Origin of the sequence: uncultured Campylobacter sp. (genome assembly GCF_938030685.1) — a bacterium.
Taxonomy (GTDB): Bacteria; Campylobacterota; Campylobacteria; order Campylobacterales; family Campylobacteraceae; genus Campylobacter_B.
Genome location: NZ_CALHHX010000214.1, coordinates 20,561 through 43,600, shown reverse-complemented (window position 1 = coordinate 43,600; position 23,040 = coordinate 20,561). Strand labels below are relative to the sequence as shown.

Annotated in this window: 23 protein-coding genes and 1 pseudogene; 9 read left to right on the top strand and 15 right to left on the bottom strand. The window is 47.8% G+C overall.

What is annotated here, in order from left to right; all coding sequences use genetic code 11:
* Positions 1 to 47 precede the first annotated feature (47 nt).
* The 5 genes from Q0369_RS10485 to folP are packed head-to-tail and all read left to right on the top strand — an operon-like array spanning position 48 to position 4,006.
* The gene (locus Q0369_RS10485) at positions 48 to 518 is read left to right on the top strand and encodes an RNA pyrophosphohydrolase (protein ID WP_298099627.1); all 471 of its coding nucleotides are present in this window, start codon (positions 48 to 50) and stop codon (positions 516 to 518) included.
* Positions 518 to 1,723, top strand: coding sequence for an aspartate kinase (locus tag Q0369_RS10480; RefSeq protein ID WP_295151394.1), 1,206 nt, complete (start codon positions 518 to 520; stop codon positions 1,721 to 1,723). Before Q0369_RS10485 ends, Q0369_RS10480 begins: the two co-directional genes overlap by 1 nt.
* Positions 1,723 to 2,256 carry a HobA family DNA replication regulator gene (locus Q0369_RS10475; RefSeq protein ID WP_005873254.1) on the top strand — a complete coding sequence of 178 codons (534 nt, stop codon included), beginning with the start codon at positions 1,723 to 1,725 and terminating at the stop codon, positions 2,254 to 2,256. Before Q0369_RS10480 ends, Q0369_RS10475 begins: the two co-directional genes overlap by 1 nt.
* Positions 2,253 to 2,873: a DNA polymerase III subunit delta' gene (locus Q0369_RS10470; RefSeq protein ID WP_298099596.1), complete on the top strand. Its 621-nt coding sequence runs from the start codon at positions 2,253 to 2,255 to the stop codon at positions 2,871 to 2,873. Before Q0369_RS10475 ends, Q0369_RS10470 begins: the two co-directional genes overlap by 4 nt.
* Complete coding sequence (gene folP, locus Q0369_RS10465) at positions 2,870 to 4,006, top strand: dihydropteroate synthase (RefSeq protein WP_298099591.1); 1,137 nt, start codon at positions 2,870 to 2,872, stop codon at positions 4,004 to 4,006. The genes Q0369_RS10470 and folP overlap by 4 nt, the downstream gene beginning before the upstream one ends.
* A gap of 664 nt (positions 4,007 to 4,670) precedes the next feature.
* On the opposite strand, the gene Q0369_RS10460 is transcribed toward folP, so the two are convergent.
* Complete coding sequence (locus tag Q0369_RS10460; RefSeq protein ID WP_298099588.1) at positions 4,671 to 5,729, bottom strand: hypothetical protein; 1,059 nt, start codon at positions 5,727 to 5,729, stop codon at positions 4,671 to 4,673.
* A 198-nt stretch (positions 5,730 to 5,927) separates the two neighbouring features.
* Between Q0369_RS10460 and Q0369_RS10455 the strand changes: the two are divergent.
* The 4 genes and pseudogenes from Q0369_RS10455 to Q0369_RS10440 all read left to right on the top strand — a co-directional run.
* Positions 5,928 to 6,452, top strand: a pseudogene (locus tag Q0369_RS10455) (YegJ family protein); the annotation flags it as partial.
* 81 nt (positions 6,453 to 6,533) lie between these two features.
* Positions 6,534 to 6,779 (top strand): ankyrin repeat domain-containing protein, encoded by a 246-nt coding sequence (locus Q0369_RS10450; protein WP_298099624.1) that lies wholly within the window; start codon positions 6,534 to 6,536, stop codon positions 6,777 to 6,779.
* A 207-nt stretch (positions 6,780 to 6,986) separates the two neighbouring features.
* The gene (locus tag Q0369_RS10445) at positions 6,987 to 7,214 is read left to right on the top strand and encodes a hypothetical protein (RefSeq protein WP_298099584.1); all 228 of its coding nucleotides are present in this window, start codon (positions 6,987 to 6,989) and stop codon (positions 7,212 to 7,214) included.
* Positions 7,208 to 7,360: a hypothetical protein gene (locus Q0369_RS10440; protein ID WP_298099581.1), complete on the top strand. Its 153-nt coding sequence runs from the start codon at positions 7,208 to 7,210 to the stop codon at positions 7,358 to 7,360. The genes Q0369_RS10445 and Q0369_RS10440 overlap by 7 nt, the downstream gene beginning before the upstream one ends.
* Before the next feature lie 138 nt (positions 7,361 to 7,498).
* On the opposite strand, the gene Q0369_RS10435 is transcribed toward Q0369_RS10440, so the two are convergent.
* The 14 genes from Q0369_RS10435 to uppS all read right to left on the bottom strand — a co-directional run bounded on the left by Q0369_RS10435 (position 7,499) and on the right by uppS (position 23,037).
* On the bottom strand, positions 7,499 to 8,893 hold the full coding sequence (locus tag Q0369_RS10435) for a cytochrome C (RefSeq protein WP_298099578.1): 1,395 nt from the start codon (positions 8,891 to 8,893) through the stop codon (positions 7,499 to 7,501).
* 261 nt (positions 8,894 to 9,154) lie between these two features.
* Positions 9,155 to 9,721 (bottom strand): AAA family ATPase, encoded by a 567-nt coding sequence (locus Q0369_RS10430; protein WP_298081889.1) that lies wholly within the window; start codon positions 9,719 to 9,721, stop codon positions 9,155 to 9,157.
* A gap of 9 nt (positions 9,722 to 9,730) precedes the next feature.
* Positions 9,731 to 10,423 (bottom strand): LrgB family protein, encoded by a 693-nt coding sequence (locus tag Q0369_RS10425; protein ID WP_005873245.1) that lies wholly within the window; start codon positions 10,421 to 10,423, stop codon positions 9,731 to 9,733.
* A complete protein-coding gene (locus tag Q0369_RS10420) occupies positions 10,420 to 10,878 on the bottom strand; it encodes a CidA/LrgA family protein (RefSeq protein WP_291937916.1) in 459 nt (152 codons plus the stop codon). The genes Q0369_RS10425 and Q0369_RS10420 overlap by 4 nt, the downstream gene beginning before the upstream one ends.
* 199 nt (positions 10,879 to 11,077) lie before the next feature.
* Positions 11,078 to 11,329, bottom strand: a complete 252-nt coding sequence (locus tag Q0369_RS10415) for a hypothetical protein (protein WP_297988011.1) — start codon at positions 11,327 to 11,329, stop codon at positions 11,078 to 11,080.
* 169 nt (positions 11,330 to 11,498) lie between these two features.
* On the bottom strand, positions 11,499 to 12,272 hold the full coding sequence (locus Q0369_RS10410; protein ID WP_298099621.1) for an alpha/beta hydrolase-fold protein: 774 nt from the start codon (positions 12,270 to 12,272) through the stop codon (positions 11,499 to 11,501).
* Positions 12,273 to 12,388: 116 nt separating this feature from the next.
* Complete coding sequence (locus tag Q0369_RS10405) at positions 12,389 to 14,512, bottom strand: TonB-dependent receptor (protein ID WP_298099575.1); 2,124 nt, start codon at positions 14,510 to 14,512, stop codon at positions 12,389 to 12,391.
* Positions 14,513 to 15,182: 670 nt separating this feature from the next.
* Complete coding sequence (locus Q0369_RS10400; protein ID WP_298099572.1) at positions 15,183 to 17,264, bottom strand: TRAP transporter permease; 2,082 nt, start codon at positions 17,262 to 17,264, stop codon at positions 15,183 to 15,185.
* 8 nt (positions 17,265 to 17,272) lie between these two features.
* On the bottom strand, positions 17,273 to 18,214 hold the full coding sequence (locus tag Q0369_RS10395) for a TAXI family TRAP transporter solute-binding subunit (RefSeq protein WP_291937906.1): 942 nt from the start codon (positions 18,212 to 18,214) through the stop codon (positions 17,273 to 17,275).
* Between the two features lie 233 nt (positions 18,215 to 18,447).
* On the bottom strand, positions 18,448 to 19,146 hold the full coding sequence (truA, locus tag Q0369_RS11260; RefSeq protein WP_367178999.1) for a tRNA pseudouridine(38-40) synthase TruA: 699 nt from the start codon (positions 19,144 to 19,146) through the stop codon (positions 18,448 to 18,450).
* A 619-nt stretch (positions 19,147 to 19,765) separates the two neighbouring features.
* Complete coding sequence (locus Q0369_RS10385) at positions 19,766 to 20,797, bottom strand: LptF/LptG family permease (RefSeq protein ID WP_298099566.1); 1,032 nt, start codon at positions 20,795 to 20,797, stop codon at positions 19,766 to 19,768.
* Complete coding sequence (locus Q0369_RS10380) at positions 20,790 to 21,545, bottom strand: A24 family peptidase (protein ID WP_297994471.1); 756 nt, start codon at positions 21,543 to 21,545, stop codon at positions 20,790 to 20,792. The genes Q0369_RS10385 and Q0369_RS10380 overlap by 8 nt, the downstream gene beginning before the upstream one ends.
* A gap of 65 nt (positions 21,546 to 21,610) precedes the next feature.
* Entirely contained in the window at positions 21,611 to 22,036 is a 426-nt protein-coding gene (locus tag Q0369_RS10375; protein ID WP_298099562.1) for a hypothetical protein, read from the bottom strand.
* Positions 22,037 to 22,359: 323 nt separating this feature from the next.
* A complete protein-coding gene (gene uppS / locus Q0369_RS10370; protein ID WP_298099559.1) occupies positions 22,360 to 23,037 on the bottom strand; it encodes a polyprenyl diphosphate synthase in 678 nt (225 codons plus the stop codon).
* Positions 23,038 to 23,040 lie beyond the last annotated feature (3 nt).

Below are 23,040 nucleotides of genomic sequence, written 5' to 3'. Positions count from 1 at the left end.
AATATTTTTTCGGTAAGATTTTGAAAATTTTTTACGAGAAAAACGAGATGGAAAAAGAGAAAAATTACAGACCGAATGTCGCTGCAATCGTGCTTTCGCCATCGTATCCGTTTAACTGCGAAATTTTAATCGCGCAACGAAGCGACGTCAGAGGAGCATGGCAGTTCCCTCAAGGCGGTATCGACGATGGTGAGACGCCTAAGATGGCGATCCGCAGAGAGCTCGGTGAGGAGATCGGAACAAGCAAAGTCGATATCATCGCTGAGTGCCCGAAGTGGCTTAGCTACGACTTTCCCGATGGGGTAGCTCAAAAGATGCGCCCATACGACGGGCAAATTCAAAGGTATTTTTTGGTGAGATTGCGAAGCTTAGCCGATATAAACATCAATACTAAACTTCCGGAGTTCGACGCATTTAAATTCGTAGGCGCGAATGAGGTTTTAAGGCACGTAAATCACTTCAAAAAGCCGATTTACGCGACGGTTTTAAAATATTTTAAGGAGGAGGGTTACATTTAATGCTGATCGTTCAAAAATACGGCGGTACGAGCGTCGGCACGCTAGAGCGGATCGAGGCGGTTGCGCAGCGCGTGATAAAGACTAAAAACGAAGGACACGATGTCGCGGTAATCGTCTCTGCGATGAGCGGCGTTACCAATCAGCTCATCGAGCAGGCGGAATTTTTTACTAAAACTCCCGTAGGCAGAGAGATGGATGTGCTGCTAAGCTCGGGCGAGCGCGTCACGAGCGCACTTTTAGCTATCGCGCTAAATGCCAAGGGCTATGCTGCGATCGCGTTTAGCGGGCGAGGCGCAGGCATCGTGACGGATAATTTTCACACCAAAGCTCGCATTGTCTCGATCGATCCTAAAAGCATGCAAGAGGCGTTAAAGCAGGGCAAAATCGTCGTCGTCGCGGGCTTTCAAGGTATCAGCACCGCAGGCGAAGTAACTACGCTCGGGCGAGGCGGAAGCGATCTTAGCGCAGTCGCCGTCGCAGGAGCGCTGAATGCCGATCTGTGCGAAATTTACACCGACGTAGACGGCGTATATACGACCGATCCGCGCATCGAGCCAAAGGCTAAGAAGCTTGATCGTATCAGCTACGACGAGATGCTTGAGCTTGCGAGCTTGGGGGCGAAGGTTTTGCAAAATCGAAGCGTTGAGCTTGCGAAGAAATTAAACGTAAATTTGGTGACGCGAAGCAGTTTTAACGATCATGAAGGAACACTCATAACAGGAGAAGAAAAGATGGAAGATGCGGTAATTAGCGGCATTGCACTGGATAAAAATCAAGCAAGAATCACGATTAGAAACGTAGAGGATCGCCCCGGCGTCGCGGCTGAAATTTTCTCCGCGCTTGCGAGCAAGGAGATCAACGTCGATATGATCGTGCAAAATATCGGACGAAACGGCGAGACGAATTTGGGCTTTACCGTGCCGCAAAACGAGCTGCAGACTGCTTATGCGGTAATGAAAGAGGTAAATCCAAATCCGAATTCCATCATCGAATCGGACGCCGATATCGTAAAGGTTTCTTTGGTCGGAGTGGGTATGAAAAGCCACAGTGGCATAGCCAGCAAGGCGTTTAAGACGCTCGCGGACGAAGGGATAAATATCCAGATGATCTCCACGAGCGAGATTAAAATTTCGATGATCGTAGAGGCCAAATACGGCGAGCTTGCCGTGCGCGCGCTGCATAAAGCCTACGATTTGGATAAATAATGCAGGATCTGCACACTTGGAGCGTCACGGCGATGCGCTCCGAGCCCGGGCTTGAGTGGCTTGAGGATCGCAAGGAGGACTGGACGCCGCTTTTAGCATCAAAGCTGAAATTCCTCCACGACGGCTTTGCTTTCATCGTCATCTGCGACGATGAGCGAAGCTGGTTTAGCGAATACATCATCAAAAAGATCAACTCCTCTACCAACTCACGCCCGCTACTGCCGTTTTTTTCTCTGCGCTCGCTCTACCGCGGCGGAGTAAATAGCCTGGAGGACGCGCTGCTGCTAAACGATATGCTAAGCCTCGCGTTTGCCAACGGCTTTATATATTTTTACATCGGCAACGGCAACCATCCGCTGGCCAAAATCGCCAAAAGCCACGAAGATAGCTATCTGTGGCTCATCGACGAGAGGCTGCAAAACAGCTTTTATATGAGCGAGAGCGATCCGAGCCTGGATCTAAAACTGATCCAACTTTTTAAAATTTTAGACAAAAGCATCGACGCCGTGCTTTTTGACGAAGTGGTGCTTTGAAAATCATAAATCAGATCGTTTTAACGAGCGATTATGAGGGCTTTAAAGATAAAATTTTAGCCGAAATTCCGCGCAAAAATTTAAGGTTTTTTGAAAGCACCGAGCTTAAGATCGACGAGGCGCGAAAGATCATAGACGAAGCCTACGTCGCCGAGCGCGAGGATAAGATCATCGTCATCGCCGCTACGAAATTCGGCGAGGAGGCGCAAAACGCTCTGCTTAAAATTTTAGAGGAGCCGCCTAAAAACACGGTGTTTTTCCTGATCACCCCTTTCATCAACGCCCTGCTGCCTACCATCCGATCGCGCCTCGTGGTGCAAAATCTCTGCGTGCGAAAGCCCAGATACCGCACTGGGCTAAATTTAGCCAGGCTCAGCCTAAAGGAAGCGGTTGAGTTTATCGACGCGCAGATCGCGCTGGAGCGCAAGAGCGAGCTGGACAAAACGGCGCTAAAAGCGCTCATCGGCGAGATCGCGCTAGAGTGCTTCGAAGCGGGCGTTAGGCTAAGCGGCGATGAGCTGCAGCGGATTGACCGCTTGAGTTACCTTGCCGAGCATAACGCCAAAGCTCACGCCGTGCTTACTCCGTTACTGTTGATGATCGAGGAGAAAAGATGAAAATTTATAAAATTTCAAACGATGCCGATTTCGCGCTGATTTGCGAGCGTATCGGCGTGCGAAATGCGGGGCGGGCGATAATGCAGAAAAAATCGCGGCTAAACTTTTTCTATCTAAAAGATCTGCGAGCGCCAGCGGCGAATATTTTAAAACAAGACGCCCTTAGTATCGGCGCCGAGCTTGCATGTAACGAAGGGGTGATCCTGGGGCGCGACGATACGGATGCGGTTTTAATCGCAAACGATCGCCAGATTGAGGTTTTAGCGCAGAAGGAAGTGCTGCAGGATTTTGGGTTAAAAGAGGTCGCGAAATTTCTAAGCGAGAAATTTGCTAAGCCGCAAAGCTGCGAAATAATGGGCGTCGTCAATATCAACTCCGATAGCTTCAATCCCGCAAGCCGCGCGGCAAACCTAAAAGAGGCGACCAATAAGATCGAAAAGATGATTGAGCAAGGCGCCGCTATCATCGACATCGGTGGCGTGAGCTCGCGCCCAGGCAGCCGGTACTGCGGCAGGGATGAGGAGTTTGCGCGTATAAAGGACGTGCTGAGCGAAATTTACCGCCTGCGTCTACACGAAAGGGCTAAATTTAGCCTCGATAGCTTCGATGAGTATTGTTTGGAATTTGCGCTAGATCGGGGCTTTAGTATCATTAACGACATCAGCGCAAACCTCGCTCTCGCACCGCTTGCACTTCGCTACAACGCCGCTTACGTGCTGATGCACATGCAGGGAAAGCCGCAAAATATGCAGCTTGCACCAAAATATGACGATCTGATGGGCGAGATAGATGAATTTTTTGCGCAAAATTTGCAGCGGCTGCGAAGCGAGGGACTTAAAAAGATCATCCTTGACGTGGGCATCGGCTTTGGCAAGACCGCCGAGCAAAATTTGGTGCTGATTAAAAATTTGCAGCATTTCTTGCACTTCGGCTGCCCGCTGCTCGTGGGCGCGAGCAGAAAGAGCGTTATCGATTTTTACAGCCCCTCTGCGGTCGCGGATAGGCTCGCAGGCTCGCTGTATCTGCACCAAATCGCCGCTTTAAACGGCGCCGCGATCATCCGCACGCACGACGTTTTCGAACACGCTCAAATGCTAAATCTAATGCGCGCGATGGATCGGATTCTGCTATAGTAAAATTTCAAAAAACTTATCGGAATTCTGTGGAATTTTCTTGAAATTTCATGGCTTGGCAAGATTTTTATAAAACCCGCTTTTTATAGAATTTTAAAATTTGTCCGAGTCAAATCTTTATAATTTTTATAAATTCTACCAAAGAGCATTTTGCAAAATTTCATTAGAATTCTTTCGTGCTTGGTTTTTTTCTTGGAATTTATTGCGTGTCCGCTTCTAAAATTTTATCAAATTATGCGTTGGTGCTTAAATCTTAACAAATCTCGCGCTGAGGATTATTGTGGCCGATAAAAATTCTACGTAGCGAGCTATGTATGCGAACAGGCACAGCGCGTGAAATTTGCAAGCGGTGTGTATATTTTATAAAAAACGCCCACGCTGATCTACATTGCAAGCGAATCACGTGCATAAACAAAATCCTAAATCGCGCCACTATAATTTGCACCGCAAGCTTGCAATTTGATCAAATTTAGCGCGTATCAGCGGAACGACAAAACCGAACGAAAAGCGTGCGGCGCGGCAAATTTTAAATTTATTTTACGCGGCGGCGTAGAGTTTTAAAATTTATTTTCTGCGATGGCGCAAAATTTTAAATTTATCTGCCGCAAAAACAGAGGCCTACCGCTTAAGTCGCAAATTTTAGTAGCGGTAAAAACCAAAGTCGCTACCGCTTAAAGTCGTGGATTTGTATATTCGCGCCATATTTTTTGCAAAGCTCGCTTACCTTTTCTTTCAATTTCTCCTCGTCATAGCAGATAAGATCGATGTATGCGTGTCTCTGTCCGGTTGCGCCGCCGATTATCTCTAGAAATGAGCTGCAGCTTTCTAGCTCCTCGTCCTCGATCTTGTTTCGCAGATCAAAGCCCGCCTGCACGTCGCCGCCGTTATCAATGCTAAGAAAGCAAAATTTGATACCGAGCTCGAAGGCTTCGTTGTAGATGTCGCGCTCGCCGTTTAGGTACTGATTTACGATGGCCGTTAGGCAGGTGGTGCCCACGATCACGTCCTCGCGCACCTCGCTACCGCGCGGCTGTATCTCATAGCTGAAAAAATTCTTTAGCGGTTCGCGCGCGGCTTTTTCGCCGAATTTCTCATCGACCAGATCGGCAAATTCGCTTAGCGGCACGCCGTTTTCCTGCGGCTTATCAAGCACTTCAAGCATGCCCAAAGTGTTAATGACCGTCGTCTCGCCGATGATGTTATCAAGTAGGATGAAACTTAGATTGCCCGCTTTGCCCTCGTCCTGCGCGAGCAGAGCCGCTAGGTTTTCGTTGTAAATTTTAATATCCACGTCGCTTTCGTTAAACTGCGCGTAGATCATCGACTCCTCGGCGCTTACGCGCGTGTCGTACATCTCAAGTCCGCCGATACCTCGCGGCGCACGCGGCTTTCCGAGCGTGCAGCGCATTCTGCCCTCGAGCTGCTTAGGCATAGCGTTTTTGATAAAGCTTAGCCAAAATAATCGGTGCCTCATACCCTCTGGAGTTAGCACTAGATCGAGCTTATCGCCCGCGAGCCCCGTCATAAAATAGGGTTCGGCAAGGCAGATACGAAGCTTCTCGTCAGTCTTTTGCATCGCCTTTTCAAACTCTTCCGCCGCCAGATCGGCCTTGATCTCATCTATCACGCCGCTAAATTCCGCCCAAAATTTATCCACCCTGCCGGCAAACGTACTTGGGATTTGCGCTTTTTCAGCTTTTTTGCCCAAACCGAATAGCCCCATAATCTCTCCTTTAATTAAATTTAAACGCAATTATAGCTAATTTTTGCACGGGCGCGGAGCTCAAGCCGTAAGACCGCCCTGCTCTTCTGCGCTCCGCTATACGGCTCGCGCGGTGAAATTTTGCCCGCTATTTTAATCAGGCAAATGAAAGTAAATTTAAAATACAATACGAATCTCAACTAAATTTAAGGGGAGCAAATGGGACTGTTTAAAAAACTATTCGGCGGCGATGACGTTGGCTCGAAAAATGACGATAGCAAGGGCGCGCAAGGCGGAAACGCCGCAGCAAAAGACGCAAAAGAGAGCGAGCCCGTGTTTTATGCCGACGGCGAAGATGAGGCAATGCTAAAAGCATTCGAGCAGACGCGAAAGAGCTTTCGCTACTTCTGGCGCGAGCTGTACTGGGAGCGTCTCCGCATCGTCCCCGCGCTTAGCTTTGCCTGCGTCAAGGTCGCCTTTTCGCAAGAGCTAAACGGCAGCACCGAGGTCGAGCATATGTGGGTAAACGACGTGTATTTTGACGGCGAGCGCGTTTGCGGCGTGCTCGTAAACGACCCGAACGTGCTAAGCAACGTCAAAAACGGCGACGAAGTCGCGGTGCCGCTAGAGTAGATCAGCGACTGGATGTTTGCGATAGAGGGCAAGACCTACGGCGGCTTTAGCGTGCAGGCGATGCGCAAAGCTATGAGCCAGAGCGAGCGCGCCGAGCACGACGAGGCGTGGGGGTTAAATTTCGGCGATCCTGACGTCGTGCTGGTGGCGTATGAACAGCAGGAACATCCGCAAAATTTAACCGAGCACCCGATGAGCGTCAATACGAAGAAAAATTTCGAGGAGTTTTTGCGCGGGTATCCGGACGAGATCACGCGCACGGACGATGAGAGCTACACGATGCTGCACCACGAGGCGATCGCGGGCAATCTGACGAGAGTTGAGCTTTTGCTCGCTAAGGGTGCGGATAAAAACGCTAAAAATATCCACGGCAAAACCGCGCTTGATTATGCTAGAGCGCTCGGCTGGGATCACGTCGCGGAGGCGCTTAGCGAGTAGATAGCGTTTTACAGCCTATGCGGGCGGGCTAAATTTGGCTGTAAATCAAAATTTAGCCTGCGCCCTGTGCCCCCCCCTTTTTTTTACCCAAGCCAATAACCCGTAAATTCCTTTTAATCAAATTTAGGCAGCATGAAGCTATTTTAAAATTTTACGAAAGCTGCATTTTAAAAATTTTTTAGTAAAATAAAACGCAAAGGAGCTAAGATGGCGACGATCAATATAAAAACACAAAACGATAATACCATAAAAGCTATAAAGGCTTTGCTGCTACTTGATCCGACGGCAACTATAGTTTGCGACGAGCCTATGCTAAGCGAATCCGATCAAAAAAAGCTCGACGAGATAATAGATCGATCGGACAAAGGCGAATTGAAGCTTTATAACGATGATGAGATAAAAGAAAGGTTAGCCGAAAAAGGGCTCGCGTGGTAATTTTATACTCTGAAAATTTCGTGAGCGAACTCGAAAATATCGCTAATTTTATAGCTTTGCACAGCGAAGCTCGGGCTGATGATTTTATGCGCGAGCTCAAGATCGAGAAAATCCCCTTTATGCCGTATCGCTTTAGAAAAAATTAAAACAAAACAGAAACGACATCAGAGAGATGATCTTTAAAAGCTATGTGGTACCTTTTCAGATCAAAAAGGACAGCATTATAATTCTATCCATCTTTAAATGCAATTTGACGCGCTTTAGCTAAAATTTTGATTTTACCCTCACGTGCACTGAAAGCAGCCGCCTAAAACCTCGCATTTCTCGCAGATCTGCACATATATGACCCCCTCGCCCTGCACCAGCTCGCCGAATGGGATCTGCGCTAGATGCTTCATCGTCCCGCCGCAGCTAGGGCAGGCTAGGTACTCGGCGTCCTGCACCCACTGCGGATAGCCGCCCACGGTCACGTCAAGCTCGCTAAAGCAGCCGTAAAAGGGCGATACTTCGCCGCCTAGCTTAAATTTCATACCGCTCAGCCGCGCCATATCCTGCTGCGAAAAGTAGCTCTTCTCCATCCCTTCGCCCTCGCAGCGCATCTGCGGCTCGCCGTCCGCGCCGCATTTGCAAAAATATATTACCGAACCGACGCAGGTCGGGCAGCAGCGAAAGATCGCGTCGTGCTTTAAATTTAGAAACGCAAGCCGCGGTTCAGATGCTTTTAGACGCAGCATATCGAGCATCTCGCAGCCGCAAAACTCGCACTTTTGCCCCGTAGGTCTGCCGATACGTACGGGCTCATCCGCGTTTTGGTTCGCGCCTTCGCAGCTGGCGTTCTTTGCATTTTCGCTTAAATTTAAACCGCTGCTAGCGTCTTTTTGCGCGTCTGATTTGAAATTTGCGCGCTCGTTCCGCAAGATCGCGTCTTCGCCCATGCCTGTGCGAGCACTCTGCGCGCCCGCGTATAAATTTGAAATTTCGCTCGCGTCTTTTTGCGCATTTTGTTCGGAATTTGCGCCGCTCGCGCCGCCTTTGAAATTTAAAATTTCGCTCGCGCTTTCATCTCCGAGCCCGCTCGCACGCTCGCCGTTTTTCTCCGCGCTATCTTTTACGCGCACTGCTGTGAGGCATTTATCAAAAACGAGCGATTTTCGCTCGCCCATCCGATCAAAGCTCCAACCGCCGATTTGCGCGTAAATTTCAGTGCCCGCGTAGAGCTTTTGGCGCCACGGCTTCGGGTTTTGATACAGCTCGTAAAAAAGCCGCGTCGTCTGCTCGTCGCCCTGCCACGCAAGCGAGCACAGAAGGTCGTTTAGAGTGTTTTTGGAGTTATCTTGTAGCGAGTCTAGTTTTGCTATGAGCGCGTCTCTTACGTCCTTAGGCGCGCCGAAGTAGAGTTCGGGCGGATAGTAGATCTGCTTCGCCGCCGCAGCTCGCGCGATCCTTGGATCGTGGATATCCAGCAGGCTAAAAAGCGCCCAAAAATCGTTGTAAATCTCATCCCATTTTTCGATCTCGTCGATTCGGTCTACGATTTTTAGGATCATCGCCTCCACTTCGTCCGCGCTTAGGTTTAAAATCTCCTCCCGCCTCTGCCTTTGGCGACACGAGTGGCAAATGCCGTCGAAATATATCGTGTTTTCGCCGCATTTTGGGCATAGATGGGCTTTGCTTTGCATCTTATCTCCTTAAATTTGGATTTAAATTTCGTCAAATTTTAGCTAAATTTTGCTGATTTTCGGTGAGTAGGCGCGGTTTAGAATTTAATGTCGCATTGAACGAGAGACTTTATAATACAGCTAAATGCGTCATTTATAAATGGAATTCAAGCTGAAAGAGATGTAAATTTTAAATTACGATAGAAATAGGGCGGGTTTGCGAGATCAAGTGGAATTCATCTTCGAAAAGATAAATTCCACTTTTATGCTCTTAGGCGCAAATCATTTTTCAATGTGATGTTTTACTAGATACTCGATGATATTTACCGCATTATCGATGCCGCAATACGATGTGTCGATGCAGATATTGTAGTTGGCGGATGCGCCCCAGACTTGGTTGGTGTAGTATTGATGAAAGCTCATCCTGCCCGCGTCGCTTTCCTCCATATACTCGCGCGCGTCGGTGTGACCCTCTTTTTCCAATCTAGCGAGCTTAAACTCATCGCTCGCGCGTAAAAATACCGTCAGCAGATCCGGATGTCCGCGCAAGAAAAACCCGGCGCAGCGCCCAAGCACTATAACGTTGCCGCCCGAGACGATCTTTTCGTAGATTGCTACGATACGATCGCGCTTCTGCTCATTGGCTAGCTCGTTGTGCGAGATTGCCTGAAGTAGCGTATTTACGGGCATTTCGTTGTAGAACTCATACATCTGCTCGAAGCAGCCAAGCTCGTCTGCTTTGCGGAGCAGATCCGCCTTGGCTAGATAGGTGTAGCCTAAGCGCTCGGCTAGTTTGCGCGCGGTTTCGCGCCCGCCTGCGCCCGTTTGTCTAGCGATCGAGATTATCATATTTTCTCCTTAGATGAAATGTGCAAAAATACCGGCACCGATGACGGTAAGAAGTCCCGTAACTGCCATCGCTAAAGACGCCATTGCGCCCTCTACGTCACCGATCTCAAGAGCGCGCGCCGTTCCCATCGCATGGCTTGCGCAGCCTAGGGCGATACCTTTTGCCATCGCCTTTTTGATGCCAAAAATTTTAAGTAGTGCCTCGCCAAATACGCTACCGATGATGCCCGTAGCGATGATGCAGGCCACCGTTAGCGTCACGATACCGCCTAAGCTTTCGCTGATACCCATACCGATCGGTGCCGTGACAGATTTCGGTAGTAGCGTGACATACATTGTGTGATTTAGCCCAAATATCACCGACATCGCATAGATGCTGCCTAGCCCTGCGATCATACCCGAAATCAGTCCTGCGAAAATAGCTAAAAAATTACTTCGCAAAAGCGCCAGCTGCTCGTATAGCGGCACAGCTAGACAGACGGTAATCGGCGTTAAGAAAAAGCTAATGTGCGAGGCGCTCGCATTAAATTTTTCGTATGGAATTTTAAAGAGTAAAAGCACGCAGACGGTAAGCACGATACCGATTAGAAGCGGATTGAAAATAGTTAGCTTAAAGCGCTTTTTTAGATAAAGTCCCAGCTCAAACGAGCCTAGGCACAAAAATACGCCGAAAAAAGCGGAGTTCATTAAAATTTCTCTCATTTTTTGTCGTCTCCGGATAAAATTTCGCGCTCCAGCTTCGCATCCACGCCCTTTGTATTCACGCCGTCTTGTTCGTGCGCGGCTTCGTAAAGCCTGCGCTTAACGCGGGCGAGGGCAATTTTATAAAAAATTTGCGTTACCGCGCCACTTGCACCGATGACTACTACCGTAGAGACTGCCGTAATCGCGATGATTGCGAAAAGATGTTGGCGTAGCGCGTCGCCTGCGATGATGATCGCAGCGCCCGCCGGGATAAAGATCACCGGCATAATCTGCATAAAAAACGACACGGTTTCTCTGATCTGCGATACTTTGATGAGTTTGAAGATCAGGGCTAAAAGCATAATGACTAGCCCATAGATGCTAGCGGGGATTGGCACAGGCACGAGCGCCGCCAAAATCTCCGCAACAAAAGATATTCCTAAAATCACACTAAATTGGATTAAGTAGTTCAAAGCTTACCTCGGATTAAAATTTAGGGCTAAATTTAGCACTTTGCAGTTAAAATAGATATTAATCTTGCTAGGTTTGGGCGAAATTTTGCAGCAAAATTTACTTAAGTAAGCTCTGTAGCTAGGCTGTAGGTAGAATTTTGCGATTTATCATAGCGCTAAATTTAGCCTTGCGGCACGGATAAAATTCGGCTACGACTACTCAATCAAGCGTCTCGCCTAGCTCGATTTTGACGTCTAGAACCTTGCAGACCAGATCAAAAATTTCAATATCGACGTTGGGCGCGTATTCGTCCAAGACCGTGTAAACTTCGGCGCGCATATCCTCATCGTGGCCCGGGTGCGAGCGCGAATACAGCTCGTCCGTGCGCCGCACGAGCGCGAGATTGTCGATATCTCGCTCGCGCATCGCCTGCTTAAGCCGCTTTGAAATTTGCCATTTGAAACTTTGCATTTTCGCTCCTTTAAATTTGTGCGATACTAGCCAAAAGAGCTTTAAAATTTAATTTCTTAAATCCGGCGACGCGTTTCGGCGCGATCAGCGAGCCTGCGCCGCTCGGTCTTGCGCTTGCAAATATAAACGAGCCGGATTTAGATTAAGGCTTTATCGGCTAAATAGAAGATTATCTTTGCGTAAATAGCGCTAAATCTTGCAAAGCCAATGGGATTACTTCGCCGTGCGAAGCGCCTTCGTAGAGCTTAAACTCGCAAGAAAACCCCCTTGATTTTAAAATTTCAGCTAGATCGGCCGCTTTTAAAATTCCCGCTTTATTGGTTTTTCCTTTACGCATTTCACGCGAGCCAGCAACGAGCATTATGAATTTCGCTTTTAAATTTAATCTAAGCTTTCCCTCGTCTAGGGCATCTCTGATCAGCTGTGATTCGCCCCACCATAACGAAGGTGAGGCGATAAAAAACTCGTCGAAAATCCCATCGTCGCGCAGCAAAGCATAAATCCCGAATAGCCCGCCAAAAGAATGTCCGAAGTAAATTTTATTGCTTTTTGCCGTAGAGTATTTTTTCTCCACGAGCGGAAATAGTTCATCTTTTACGAAATCGTAAAATTCTGCCGCGCCGCCGCCGTTTGCATATTCTTCGCCGCTCGCCGCAGGCGTTAAATCTCTCGTGCGACGCTTAATATCATACGCTAGCGGGCTGTCGTATCCGATGCCTACTATAAGGACGGTTTTGCTTAATTTCGGCACCGCTTTTGCGTTTTGCTTTGCGCCATTCGCATAAATTTTCGCATAGGAGTTTAAAAGTATCGGAAACTGCGCGTTCGCATCAACCATAAAAACTACCCTATCGTAGCGAGCGACATTTTTTTGGCGAGCTATAAAAATTTTATATTTTTCGCCGTTCTTGCTTTTTAGAATAAAATCGCTCACATTAAACATTTCGTGCGCAGCTCCACTTGCCTGCTCAATCTTTTGCGGCGGTTTTGCCCTCAGATCGCAAGTGAATAAGCATACTAAAAAAAGTGCGTCGAATACCACAAGGAAGTTCTTTGGGCTTACCATTTAGCGTTTACCTTAAACCAAAACCTCCTGCCTTCCTCGGGGTACCAATAGTAATTGCCGTCGTCTGCGAGACCCTCGTCGTATCGGACGTTATCAAAGATATTGTAAGCGGTTAAATTTAGGCTCAGATTATCGTTTAAATCGTATTGTGCGCCCAAATCCGTAGTAAAAAGCTTTTTGTCGTTTTTGCTGACTCTATTGCCCGGACCGAATTGTACGCTTGTAAGCTCGCTTTCGTAATTAAGACCGATAAAGGTAGAAAGCGGAGCGATCGGCCTATAGCTAAGCGTCGCATGTGCGGCATGTTTCGGAGTAGCGGTCAGGGATTTGCCATCCAGCCTACTAAGATTGGTTTGGCTAAATTTAACGGCGCCGTTTGGCGTATAGATCGTAGGATCCCCGGTTTCGATCTCGGAGTGGCTATAGGTATAGTTCGCCTTGAAATTTAGCCTCTTAGTAATATCGTAATCGCCACTCAGCTCAACGCCATAAACCTCGGCTCCTTCTATATTAAAATACGTTCCCCAACCTGGGCAATTAACGCTCGGTGCGCCGACGCAGCCTCCGTAGGCGGGAATCCTATTGATATTGCTGCCATCGGTATCTAAAATTTTATCTTTGAAGTCGTTTTTAAATAGCGTGATATTGCCGCGCAGATCGTCTGCATTGTCGTAATAAAGCCCGATCTCGTAGGTCGTGCTTTTCTCGGGCTTTAAATCCTCGTTACCGAAATCTATAATCCTCCAGCCGCCCTGAATCGTGCCTACTTCAGGCGAAATTTGATTGACGTTGGGAGTTTTATAACCGGTTGCGACGCCGCCTTTGATCGTCCAGGTATCGCTTATATTAAACGTCGCGTAGGCTCTAGGAGAAAAGTGGTTGCCGAAGTATTCGTTATGCGTGAGCCTGCCGCCGAGCGTTAAAAATAGCGTATTTTCCAAAATTTCAATCTCGTCCTCTAAAAATCCCGCATGCTCGTTCATAGAAAATCGCTGCGGAGAGCGTAAATTTTGCCTGCTCGCGTTTGAAACGATAAAAGTCGTTCGCACATCCTGTTTGCTAAAATCATAGCCGAAGGTAAGCGTATTTATACCGAGATAAGTCGTAAATTTGGAATTAAAATTTCTATTTTTTACGATTGCGGGAGAAAGGCTATCAAAAATGCTCGTACGGCGAGTCTTGTCCCAAAAATAACTTATATCAGCACTTAAGCTTTCAAACTCGCCCAAATATCCGACGCCGTGATTTTCTCTTTTATATTTATAGTGATTTAATCCGCGCGCGTTGGGATAAACGGCGGTTTTACCAAGAGTCCTTGAATAATCGTGATTTTGCCTTCCGGTTTGAACGTAAAATTTATTATTTTCATCCGGCGTTAGCCAAAGTTTGGCGTTAGAATCCGATTTATCACTCTTCTGATAGCCTCCCTTATAGCCGTCCTCGTCGCGCAGCTTTTTATATCCCCACAGCTGAAGCGCCGCATACTGCCCGAAGGGAATATTGACGTAGGCTTCGCCCATCTTACCGTTTCCGATACCCTCGTGATCTTGGATAGTTGTAGATATAGCAGCACTTCCGCTAAATTTAGAAAAATTCTTTTTTGTAATGATATTTATCACGCCGCCTACTGCATCGCTCCCGTAAAGCGAGCTCATCGGTCCTCGAATCACCTCGATACGCTCTATCGCTCCTGCGGGCGGGATAAAATTCGAGTTCATATCGCCCGCTCCGCCTTTTGGGTTCGCCGCCGCGGAACTTACGCGTTTGCCGTCGATAAGCACAAGGGTTTGAGAGCTTTCCATTCCTCTGATGGATATCCCGCTTGCCGGGCCGTCATCGCCTGCAATAACGCTGACGCCCGGCATTTTATTCGCAATATCGTGTAGCGAATTGAATCTGTCACTTGATATCTCTTTATTATCCAAGGTGGAGATGGAGGCCGGCGCCTGCCTGATATCTTGGCGAAAGCCGCTCGCGCTTACTACGATCTCGCCAAGATTCGTGCTATTTGCGTCACTGCTTAGGTGTGAGCCTTCGACGCCGCATAAAATCGAAACGCTCGCGCATATAGATAATGCGATAAATTTCGCCTTTTTAAAATACATATCTTTTTGCATTTTTGTTCCTCTATTTTGAAATTTAATCGCGGATTATAACTCAAAGCGGATAAATTTAATATTAATTATTAAAGTATTTTTATAGAATTAAATTTAACTAATAATTCCCCATTTCATAGATATTTTTATAAAAATTATTTTAAATAAAGTACAACATATAATCAAGGAATCGGTCTAAATAAGTAAAATTTTGTAACGCTAATCCTTAATCATCAAGTTGTTTTGGAGAAATTTTGCACAGTTTTTGATTTTATCTGCTTTAAGAATCATTTTAGCTTTTGTGGACGTGTATATTTAAACCATCGAAGGCATTTCAAGCGGCAAGGCAAAAACGGATTTTGCTCTATTGATTTCGCGTATCCTGTGGCTTGCGATAATTATAGACTAATGGGATTAATATGCGATGTTTTTTAACACAGTAGCTTCGTATGAATAAATTTATCTTACTAAGGGGCATAATCGCTTCGGCGCAATTTAAAATTTTGGGTAGTTTATATAGGCGGATTTAAATTTAAACTAGATTTATCAGCACGGTACAATCTGTCGAGGTTTTAAATTTAGAAGTAAAGAGTCGATCCAAATTTAAAATCCTGGCGCAAGAATAAAAAGCAAGAAGATAAATTTAATAGGACCCCGCAAATTTTAAAATTTAGCGAGATCAAATTTGGATTTACGCCGCAGGCGCGCTATTTTTGGCGTGAGTATCGCTAGAGTCTTTGGGTCTTAAAAGCCACTGCTTTGCAAAGATCAGCACGTATATCGCAGCGCCGATGCCATAACTTGCATATTCGCTTGGGATAAACTCTATAAATTTCACGCAGATATTAGGCACCAGCATTAGCGGCGTTACTAGCAGCAATAGTAGGCGCTCTATCGGGTTACATTTTGTTACGAACCAGCCCTGCAGCGAGGAGCTGAAAGCAAACATACCCACGATCGCCGTGGCAAAAATCAGCACGATTTGCAGTGGATCGCTGATCCAAACGATGCTTTTTGAATCCATCGGATCGCCGATGCTTTGGATCAAAAGCAGCTTATTATTGAAGAAAAACGCAAACGGAAGCACCGCCGTGCGCAGATCATACACAAAGCCCTGAAGTCCCACAGTTACGGGATTTGCCTTTGCGATGCCCGCCGCAGCGTATGCTGCAATACCCACTGGCGGGGTATCATCGGCTAAAATTCCGAAATAAAATACGAAAAGATGCACTGCGATCGCAGGGATCAAAAAGCCGTTTTTGCCCGCTAGTATCAAAATCACTGGCGCAATCAGGCTTGAAACGACGATATAATTCGCCGTCGTAGGAAGTCCCATGCCTAAAATCAGGCTCATTATCGCAGTCATCAGAAGTATCAGCACTATGCTATTTCCCGCGACCGCCTCCACGAGCTCTGAAAGAACCTGTCCCAGCCCGGTAAGCGAGATCGAGCCGATGATGATGCCCGCTAGCGCGGTAGCTACGGCGACCGTGACCATGTTTTTAGCAGCACCCACCATAGCCCAAAAGATATCGACAAAGCCGACGATAAAATCGGACTTGCCAACCTTTTCGCCAAATATCGTTTTTTTTGCAGGCTCCTGTACGATCATTATTAAAAATAGCACGCAGATCGAGTTAAATGCTGCAGAGATCGCGCTTTCTTTTAGAATCAATAGAGTAAAAAGAAGCACCAAAATCGGTATTATGTAATGAATGCCGCTAAATATAATTTTTAGCTTTGAAACCTTGGCGTAATCGCGGCTGCCGTGAAGCCCCAACTTGCAGCTTTCCAGATGCACGATGAAAAATAACCCCGCGTAGCAGACGAAAGCGGGGATCACCGCCGCGATCATTACGTTGGTGTAACTCATACCTAAAAATTCCGCGATGATAAACGCCGCAGCGCCCATGATAGGCGGCATAAGCTGCCCATTTACACCTGCGGCGACCTCGATAGCGCCCGCTTTAGTGGCGGTAAGCCCCGCTTTTTTCATTAGCGGGATCGTAAAGGTGCCCACCGTCACGACGTTTGCGGTCGAACTGCCGCTTACCATGCCGGTTAGTCCGCTGGCGATTACGCTAGCCTTGGCGGGTCCTCCGCGGAAGCGACCTAAAATCGCAAACGCTACGTTTATAAAATACTGCCCCGCTCCGGCTCGCTCCAAAAGCGCGCCGAATAGCACGAACAGATAGATGAAGCTGGTGCTGACCCCTACCGGCACGCCAAATACGCCCTCTGTAGTTAAAAACATATGCCCTGCAAGTAATTCAAAGCTTGCGCCGCGGTGCGCGATGATATCGGGCATATAGGGGCCGAAGTAGCAATACAAAAGGAAGGTAAAAGCGATAATGCCAAGCGCGGGCCCCATCATACGACGACCCGCCTCAAAAAGGATAAAAATACCTATAAAGGCTGCTACGATATCTCTGGTTAAATAATTTCCCGGGCGCTGCGCTAGCCCGTTAAATTCTATCGCAGGATACAAGATCGCGGCGACTCCGACGATTAATAAAATATAATCGTAAAACGGGATATAAAAATGTGCTTTAGAGCGCGGGCGAAACGGAAAAAGCGAAAAAATTATAAAAATGGCGAACGCCAAGTGGATCGAGCGCGCGATATTTGTATTTAGCGTAAAATACGCAATGTAAAGCTGAAAGACCGACCACGCGAAGCAGACCAGCGTCACGAGCCAGAAGAGCTTTTTAGAGGTAAATTCTCTACTTTTTACCTCTAAAACCTGCTCGTCGTTTTGTGTAGATTTCTCCATCAACTAGCCTATTTCAGCAGCCCGGCTTCTTTATACACCGCCTCTGCCGCAGGATGAAGCGGTGCACTAAGCCCCTCTAAAAGAGATTCTTTGCTTACCAAATTTAGCGCAGGGTGTAGCTTTTTATACTCGTCGAAATTATCAAGTATCGCCTTAACTACCGCTCTAACCGCTTCGTCGCTTTGGCTAGCGTCAGTTACGAGTACAGCCTTTACGCCGATAGTCTGCGTATCGTGATCCACGCCGTCATACATTTTCGCAGGGATCACGCCTTTAGCGAAATATGGATATTTTTCTAGAATTTTTTTGATATGCTCATCGTCGATGCTAACCAAGTCGATAGGAAGCGAAGTCGCCGCATCGGTGATATTTGCGGTTGGATGTCCTACGACGTAGAAGTATCCGTCGATCTTCTTATCTTTTAGCGCCATAGGGCATTCTTGCGCCGTTAAAACGCCGTGCTGGGCGAGCTTTTTAAGATCGAAGTCGTAATTTTCAAAAACTATCGTACTGGTTAGCTCGTTGCCGCTGCCGGGGTTTCCGATATTGATCTTTTTGCCCGCAGCGTCGCCGTAAGCTTTGATGCCGCTCTCCTTAGAGACGACGAAAGCCAAAAGCTCCGGATAGATCGAAATTACGGAGCGTAAATTTTTATCCGCCGCGCCTTGGAATTTGCCCGTACCGTTGTATTTATCATAGACGACATCGCTTTGAACGAAGCCGAAATTTAGCTCTTTTTTAAGCACATTATTGACGTTATACGTCGAGCCGCCCGTCGATTGCACGGAGCACTTCATATTTTTATCCATATTTACCAAGCGGCAAATCGCGCCTCCTACCGGATAATAGGTGCCGGTCATACCGCCGGTGCCGATATTGATGAACTCCTTAGCGCCTGAAACGCTAGCTAGTAGGGCCAAACCGGCCAAAGCAACAGAAAATTTTTTCATCTTTGCTCCTTTTTGAGTTAAAAGTTTGAAAGTATTGCTAAATTTCTATAAAATTCTAATAAAAACAGATAGAATTTCGCGCAAATTTACGATTTTACACATCGCGGCACAGGTGATCTAATATGAGAGTAGGGCGGTGATCTGCTCTGATATGCGGAATTTTACCGCGATAAAATTCTAAGCTTGAAATCCAAACGTCTGGAGATAAAATTTAACGCTATAAATTTCAAGCCTTAATAACTCACGTTGCTGAGATACAGCCCGTTCGGCGGAAAGGGGATTCTACTAAGAGCTCGCGAGAAGCTGATCTTGCGCCCGCTCTGCACGGATTTTAGGGCGTTTGCGACCATCAGCCGCACCTGCGCTCGCAAAAATCCGTTAGCTTTAAAATTTATCAAGGTTAAATTTCTAAAAGAGTAGGCGCGCGCGACGTAGAGCTCGCGTACAGGGCTTTTTATGTCGCTGCCGCTTTTCATAAACTCGCTAAAATCGTGCTCGCCGACGAAATTCGCAAGCGCAGCATTGAGCGCGGCAAGATCCACGCGCGGATAAAACACGCAAAAATCGCTAAGAAAGGGGCTTGGACGTCCGTGGTTTAAAACGTAGCGATAACAGCGCGCCACGGCGTCGTAACGCGGATGAAAATCGCGCGGCACCGGGCTGATGTGTTGCACAAAAATATAGGGCGCGCAGTGGCGGTTTATGAGCTCTTTTAGACGCAGTAGCTCCCAGTGCACGGTGCATTCGACGCAGCTTACCTGGCGCAGCGCATGCACCCCTTTATCGGTGCGCGAGCTGCTGATTAGCGGCGCAAAGATCCCTACTCGCCCCAAAGCCGCGCGTAGCACGTCCTCGACGCCGCGCCCGTGAGGCTGAGACTGCGAGCCGCTAAATTTCGAGCCGTCATAGGAATAGACGAGCTTGAGCTTCACGCGTTCGGAGTTTGCGCTCGCGGCATATGTGCACGCATCTGCAGGAGTATTTGGCAGGGCGCTTATTTTGCCGATGTGCGCAAGTTCATTCGCTACAAAGTCGCTTGCAGGCGCGCTTTCAATAATATTTTTGAGTTCGGACGCGCTTGCGAGGGTGTTTGCGGAAATGCCCGCTTTGTAGGCGGTATCTGCTTTGAGAGAGTCTGCGGCGCGGTCGTCTGCGGGACTTGTGCAAATCTCTTCTGTGCTTGCCGCGCAAATATCCGAAGCGGCTGCGTCCGTAGAATTTTTGCGGGCGGAATTTAAATCCGCCCTGCGCGCGGTCTTTTTGGTGCGAACGGCGCTAGAGCTTTGTTCTGCGCTTTCGTGATTCAAACCGCAATCGGGCGCAGTATAGATAGCCGTATCGCTCGCCGAGCTTGCGAGAGCGGAATTTTTAAAATTTGAAATTTTATCTTTTGAAATAAAGCCTTGCTCGCCGCTTTGCGCTTCGCGTTTTAAATTTACGCCACGCAAAATTTTAGACGCGCTAGGCTCGCTCGTCGAAATTTTATCCGCTAAATTTCGATCAGACGAGCTTTTGTTTAAAATTTCGCCGCCGCAAAGCTCAGAGTCTTTTTCAGTATCTCGGGGCAATTTTGATCCTGTAGTAAAGCAGCGAGCCGATAAGCGTAACGCCGAATGTCACCGGAAGCGCGATGCTTGGGTATTTAGAAAGCAGCATGATCATCGCAAAGTAGCTAAAAAGCACGCCGAATATCCCCGCGTAAACGAAGCCCTTTTCGTAGCGATAGGTCACGATGCCGAGGCTTAGCGCAAACAGAAAGCTCGCCAGCGGAAAGAGCGAGACGAGGGTGTAGATGCTAAATTCCTTCCTGCGCTTTTCGCTGCTGCCCATCTCACTCCAGTATCCGATCACGCCGCCGCCGCCGCGGATATTGCGGTCGCTTTGCGTGCGCAGGGTTAGGCTTTCAAACTCGCTTACGTGCCACTGCTCGCCGCCCATCGTGTAAATTTTGCCGTCGTGTAGCATCGCAGAAAAGCTCGCATTTTCGTTTTTAAACTCGCCGCTACGCGCTACGATCATCCGCTCGTGATCCTGCGAGTTACCCGGATTATACAGCACCAGATCCTTATACAGCGTGCTTGTGCCGTTATTTTCCTGCGAATCAATAAAAACGAGCCAGTCTGAGAATTTCTGCCCGAATTCGTTGGATTTGATGTTTAGCGTCGCGCTAATTTTTTTGTAATCGATGAAATTGTCCTTTAAATTTTCGGCTATCGGCATCATAAAAAGCGATACGAAAAGTAGCGCTAAAGAGCACAGCGCGGCGCTTATGCCGAAAAACAGCGCGATCTTGCGCGTGGCGTAGCCGATGGTAAATATGACGATGGTTTCGTTCTCTTTAGAGAGCCTAAAAAGCGAGATGCTAAGCGCTACGAAAAACGCGATCGGCACCGTAAAGATGAGGATGCGCGGCAGCATGAAAAGATAGAGCTTGACTAGCTCCGAAAAATTTATCTCGATAAACGACGTAATGCGCGCGATCTGAAGGAAAAAGACGATCGACATTATGATAAAAAGCGTGCTGAAAAGCGACGCGAAGGAACCGACGAAATTGCTAAATAAATAGCGCTGCACCCTATCCATAAATGACGTCCAAGAGCCTTAAAATTTGATCTCTAAAAATAAAAGTAAGAAGTAGCCCCATCGATAAAAACGGCACGAACGGTAGCTCGTAGCCCTTTTTGTGCGCGATGAGATACGCAGGCAGCGTCAAAATCGCGCCGATGTAGATCGAGATGCCGCCCAGCTTCCAGCCCAAAATCGCCCCCATAACGCCCGCGATAAAAATATCCGCGCTTCCCATCGCTTCGCGCTTTAGCACGAAAGTAACGATGAGGCGCAGCACGAAAAATATCGCCGCGTATCCCGCCGCTGCGCCCACGCCGCTGAGATTAAAATCATACATCAGCGTATAAGCAAGCGAAAGCGCCGTAACTACGTAAAGAAGGCTCTCGGGCACGGCTTTATACTCAAAATCGATCGCCGAAAGTGCCATAAGCAGGATGAAGCAAAGCCCGAGCACCGCGGCTTTTGCAAGATCTGGCTCGCCGAAATACGCCGCAAGCGCAAGCGCGCCGCCTAAAAGCTCGACGATCGGGTAGCGGATCGAAATTTTGGTTTTGCAAAAGGCGCATTTGCCGCCCAAAAAGAGCCACGAAAGCAGCGGAATGTTGTGGTAAAATTTTAAAGCGTGAGAGCATTTGGGGCAGTGCGATGCGGGGAAATTGACGCTCTGTCCGCGCGGCAGGCGATAGATCAGGACGTTGCAAAACGAACCCACGCAGGTGCCGAATACCGCAAAAATCACGCCGTAAACGATATTTAAATCCATCTTTTTCCTTTGGAGCTTTAACTTTTTAAAATTTAATCAAACGTTTTATGGTAGCGAGAAATTTCTTAGTTTTCATTGATTTTTTGCCTCTCATAAGGGAAAAATTTTACGAAAATCGCCGCCGTGCCTACGCAAAATAAAATGGCTATGAGCCCGGCAATGAGCGGCTCGCCCCATGCCTCATATAATCCGCCGAAAATCAAAAATCCCGCCACCAGTATCACGGCGTCCAAAAGATCGAAGTTCAGAGCATCTACGATCCATAAAAACATAATATATGCGCCTATCCCGCTGCCTGCGGATGCCAAAATCCCCATTTTATCGGGGATGAAAGCAAATGCTAGCACGAAAAACACAAGCAGGCAAATGTAGACCGCCAATATAAATTTCTTTGGTTTTTTATACACGCTGCCGCATCTTGGGCATCTTAGAGTTTTCATCGGCTTTTTGGTAAGTTTTTTGCCGCAACCGCATTGTATGTAGTAGCTCATAGCCTTCCTTTCGGTCTTTGCGTGAACGCGCGGCGTGATTTTTAAAATCCTGCTGCGTTAAATTTACCGCGTCGCGCAACTCAGCTCGCGCTAGAGCTTTAAATTTAAGTGGGCGAAATTTTAAAATTCTAAAATTTTTAAATTTCGCGGCACCGCGCGCCTACGTAGTTAAAATTTTAAATTTTACAGCGCTGCAAATTAAAATCCTGAAATTTTAAAATTTCAAGGTATCGCGAGCGCCAGCTGATTAAATTTTAAAATTTATCGCGTCGCATGCGGTTCTGCGAATTAAAATTTTAAAATTTAAAGCGACTGGCCGTAGCTCAAAGACCGCCGAAGCGGCGCTGTTTGCGGCGGAAATCATCCACTATGCGCGCAAGCTCCTCGCGCGTGAAATCGGGCCACAGCGTCGGCGTAAACGCAAGCTCGGCGTAGCTTGCTTGCCAGAGCAAGAAATTAGATAGCCGCTGCTCGCCGCCGGTGCGCACCAGCAGATCCACGTCGCCGCTGTGCGCGGTATCCAGATGCGCGCCGATGCTCGCTTCGCTTAGGAGCTCGCCGCTTGCAAGCAGCCGCTCGCACGCTCGCACGATCTCGTCTCGCGAGCCGTAGTTGATCGCTAGGTTAAAATTTAGCGCTCGCCCGTTTTGGGTTAAATTTGAAAGATATTCGATCTCGCTTCGCAGATCGCCCTCAAAAGCCGATATGTCGCCGATCGGATAGAATTTTATCCCGTTTTGGGTAAATTTTTCGCGGCGTGAAATTAGGAATTTTTGAAGCAACTTCATCAAAAATTCCACTTCGCTTTTCGGGCGCTTCCAATTTTCGGTACTAAAGGCGTAGAGTGTGAGGTTTGCGATGCCTTCGTCAATGCAAAACTCGCAGATCTGCTCTACGACCTCCGCGCCCGCTTCGTGCCCGCCGGTGCGCAGCAGACCGCGCTTTTTCGCCCAACGCCCGTTGCCGTCCATCACGAGGGCTAGATGATTTAGGCTATTCACGGA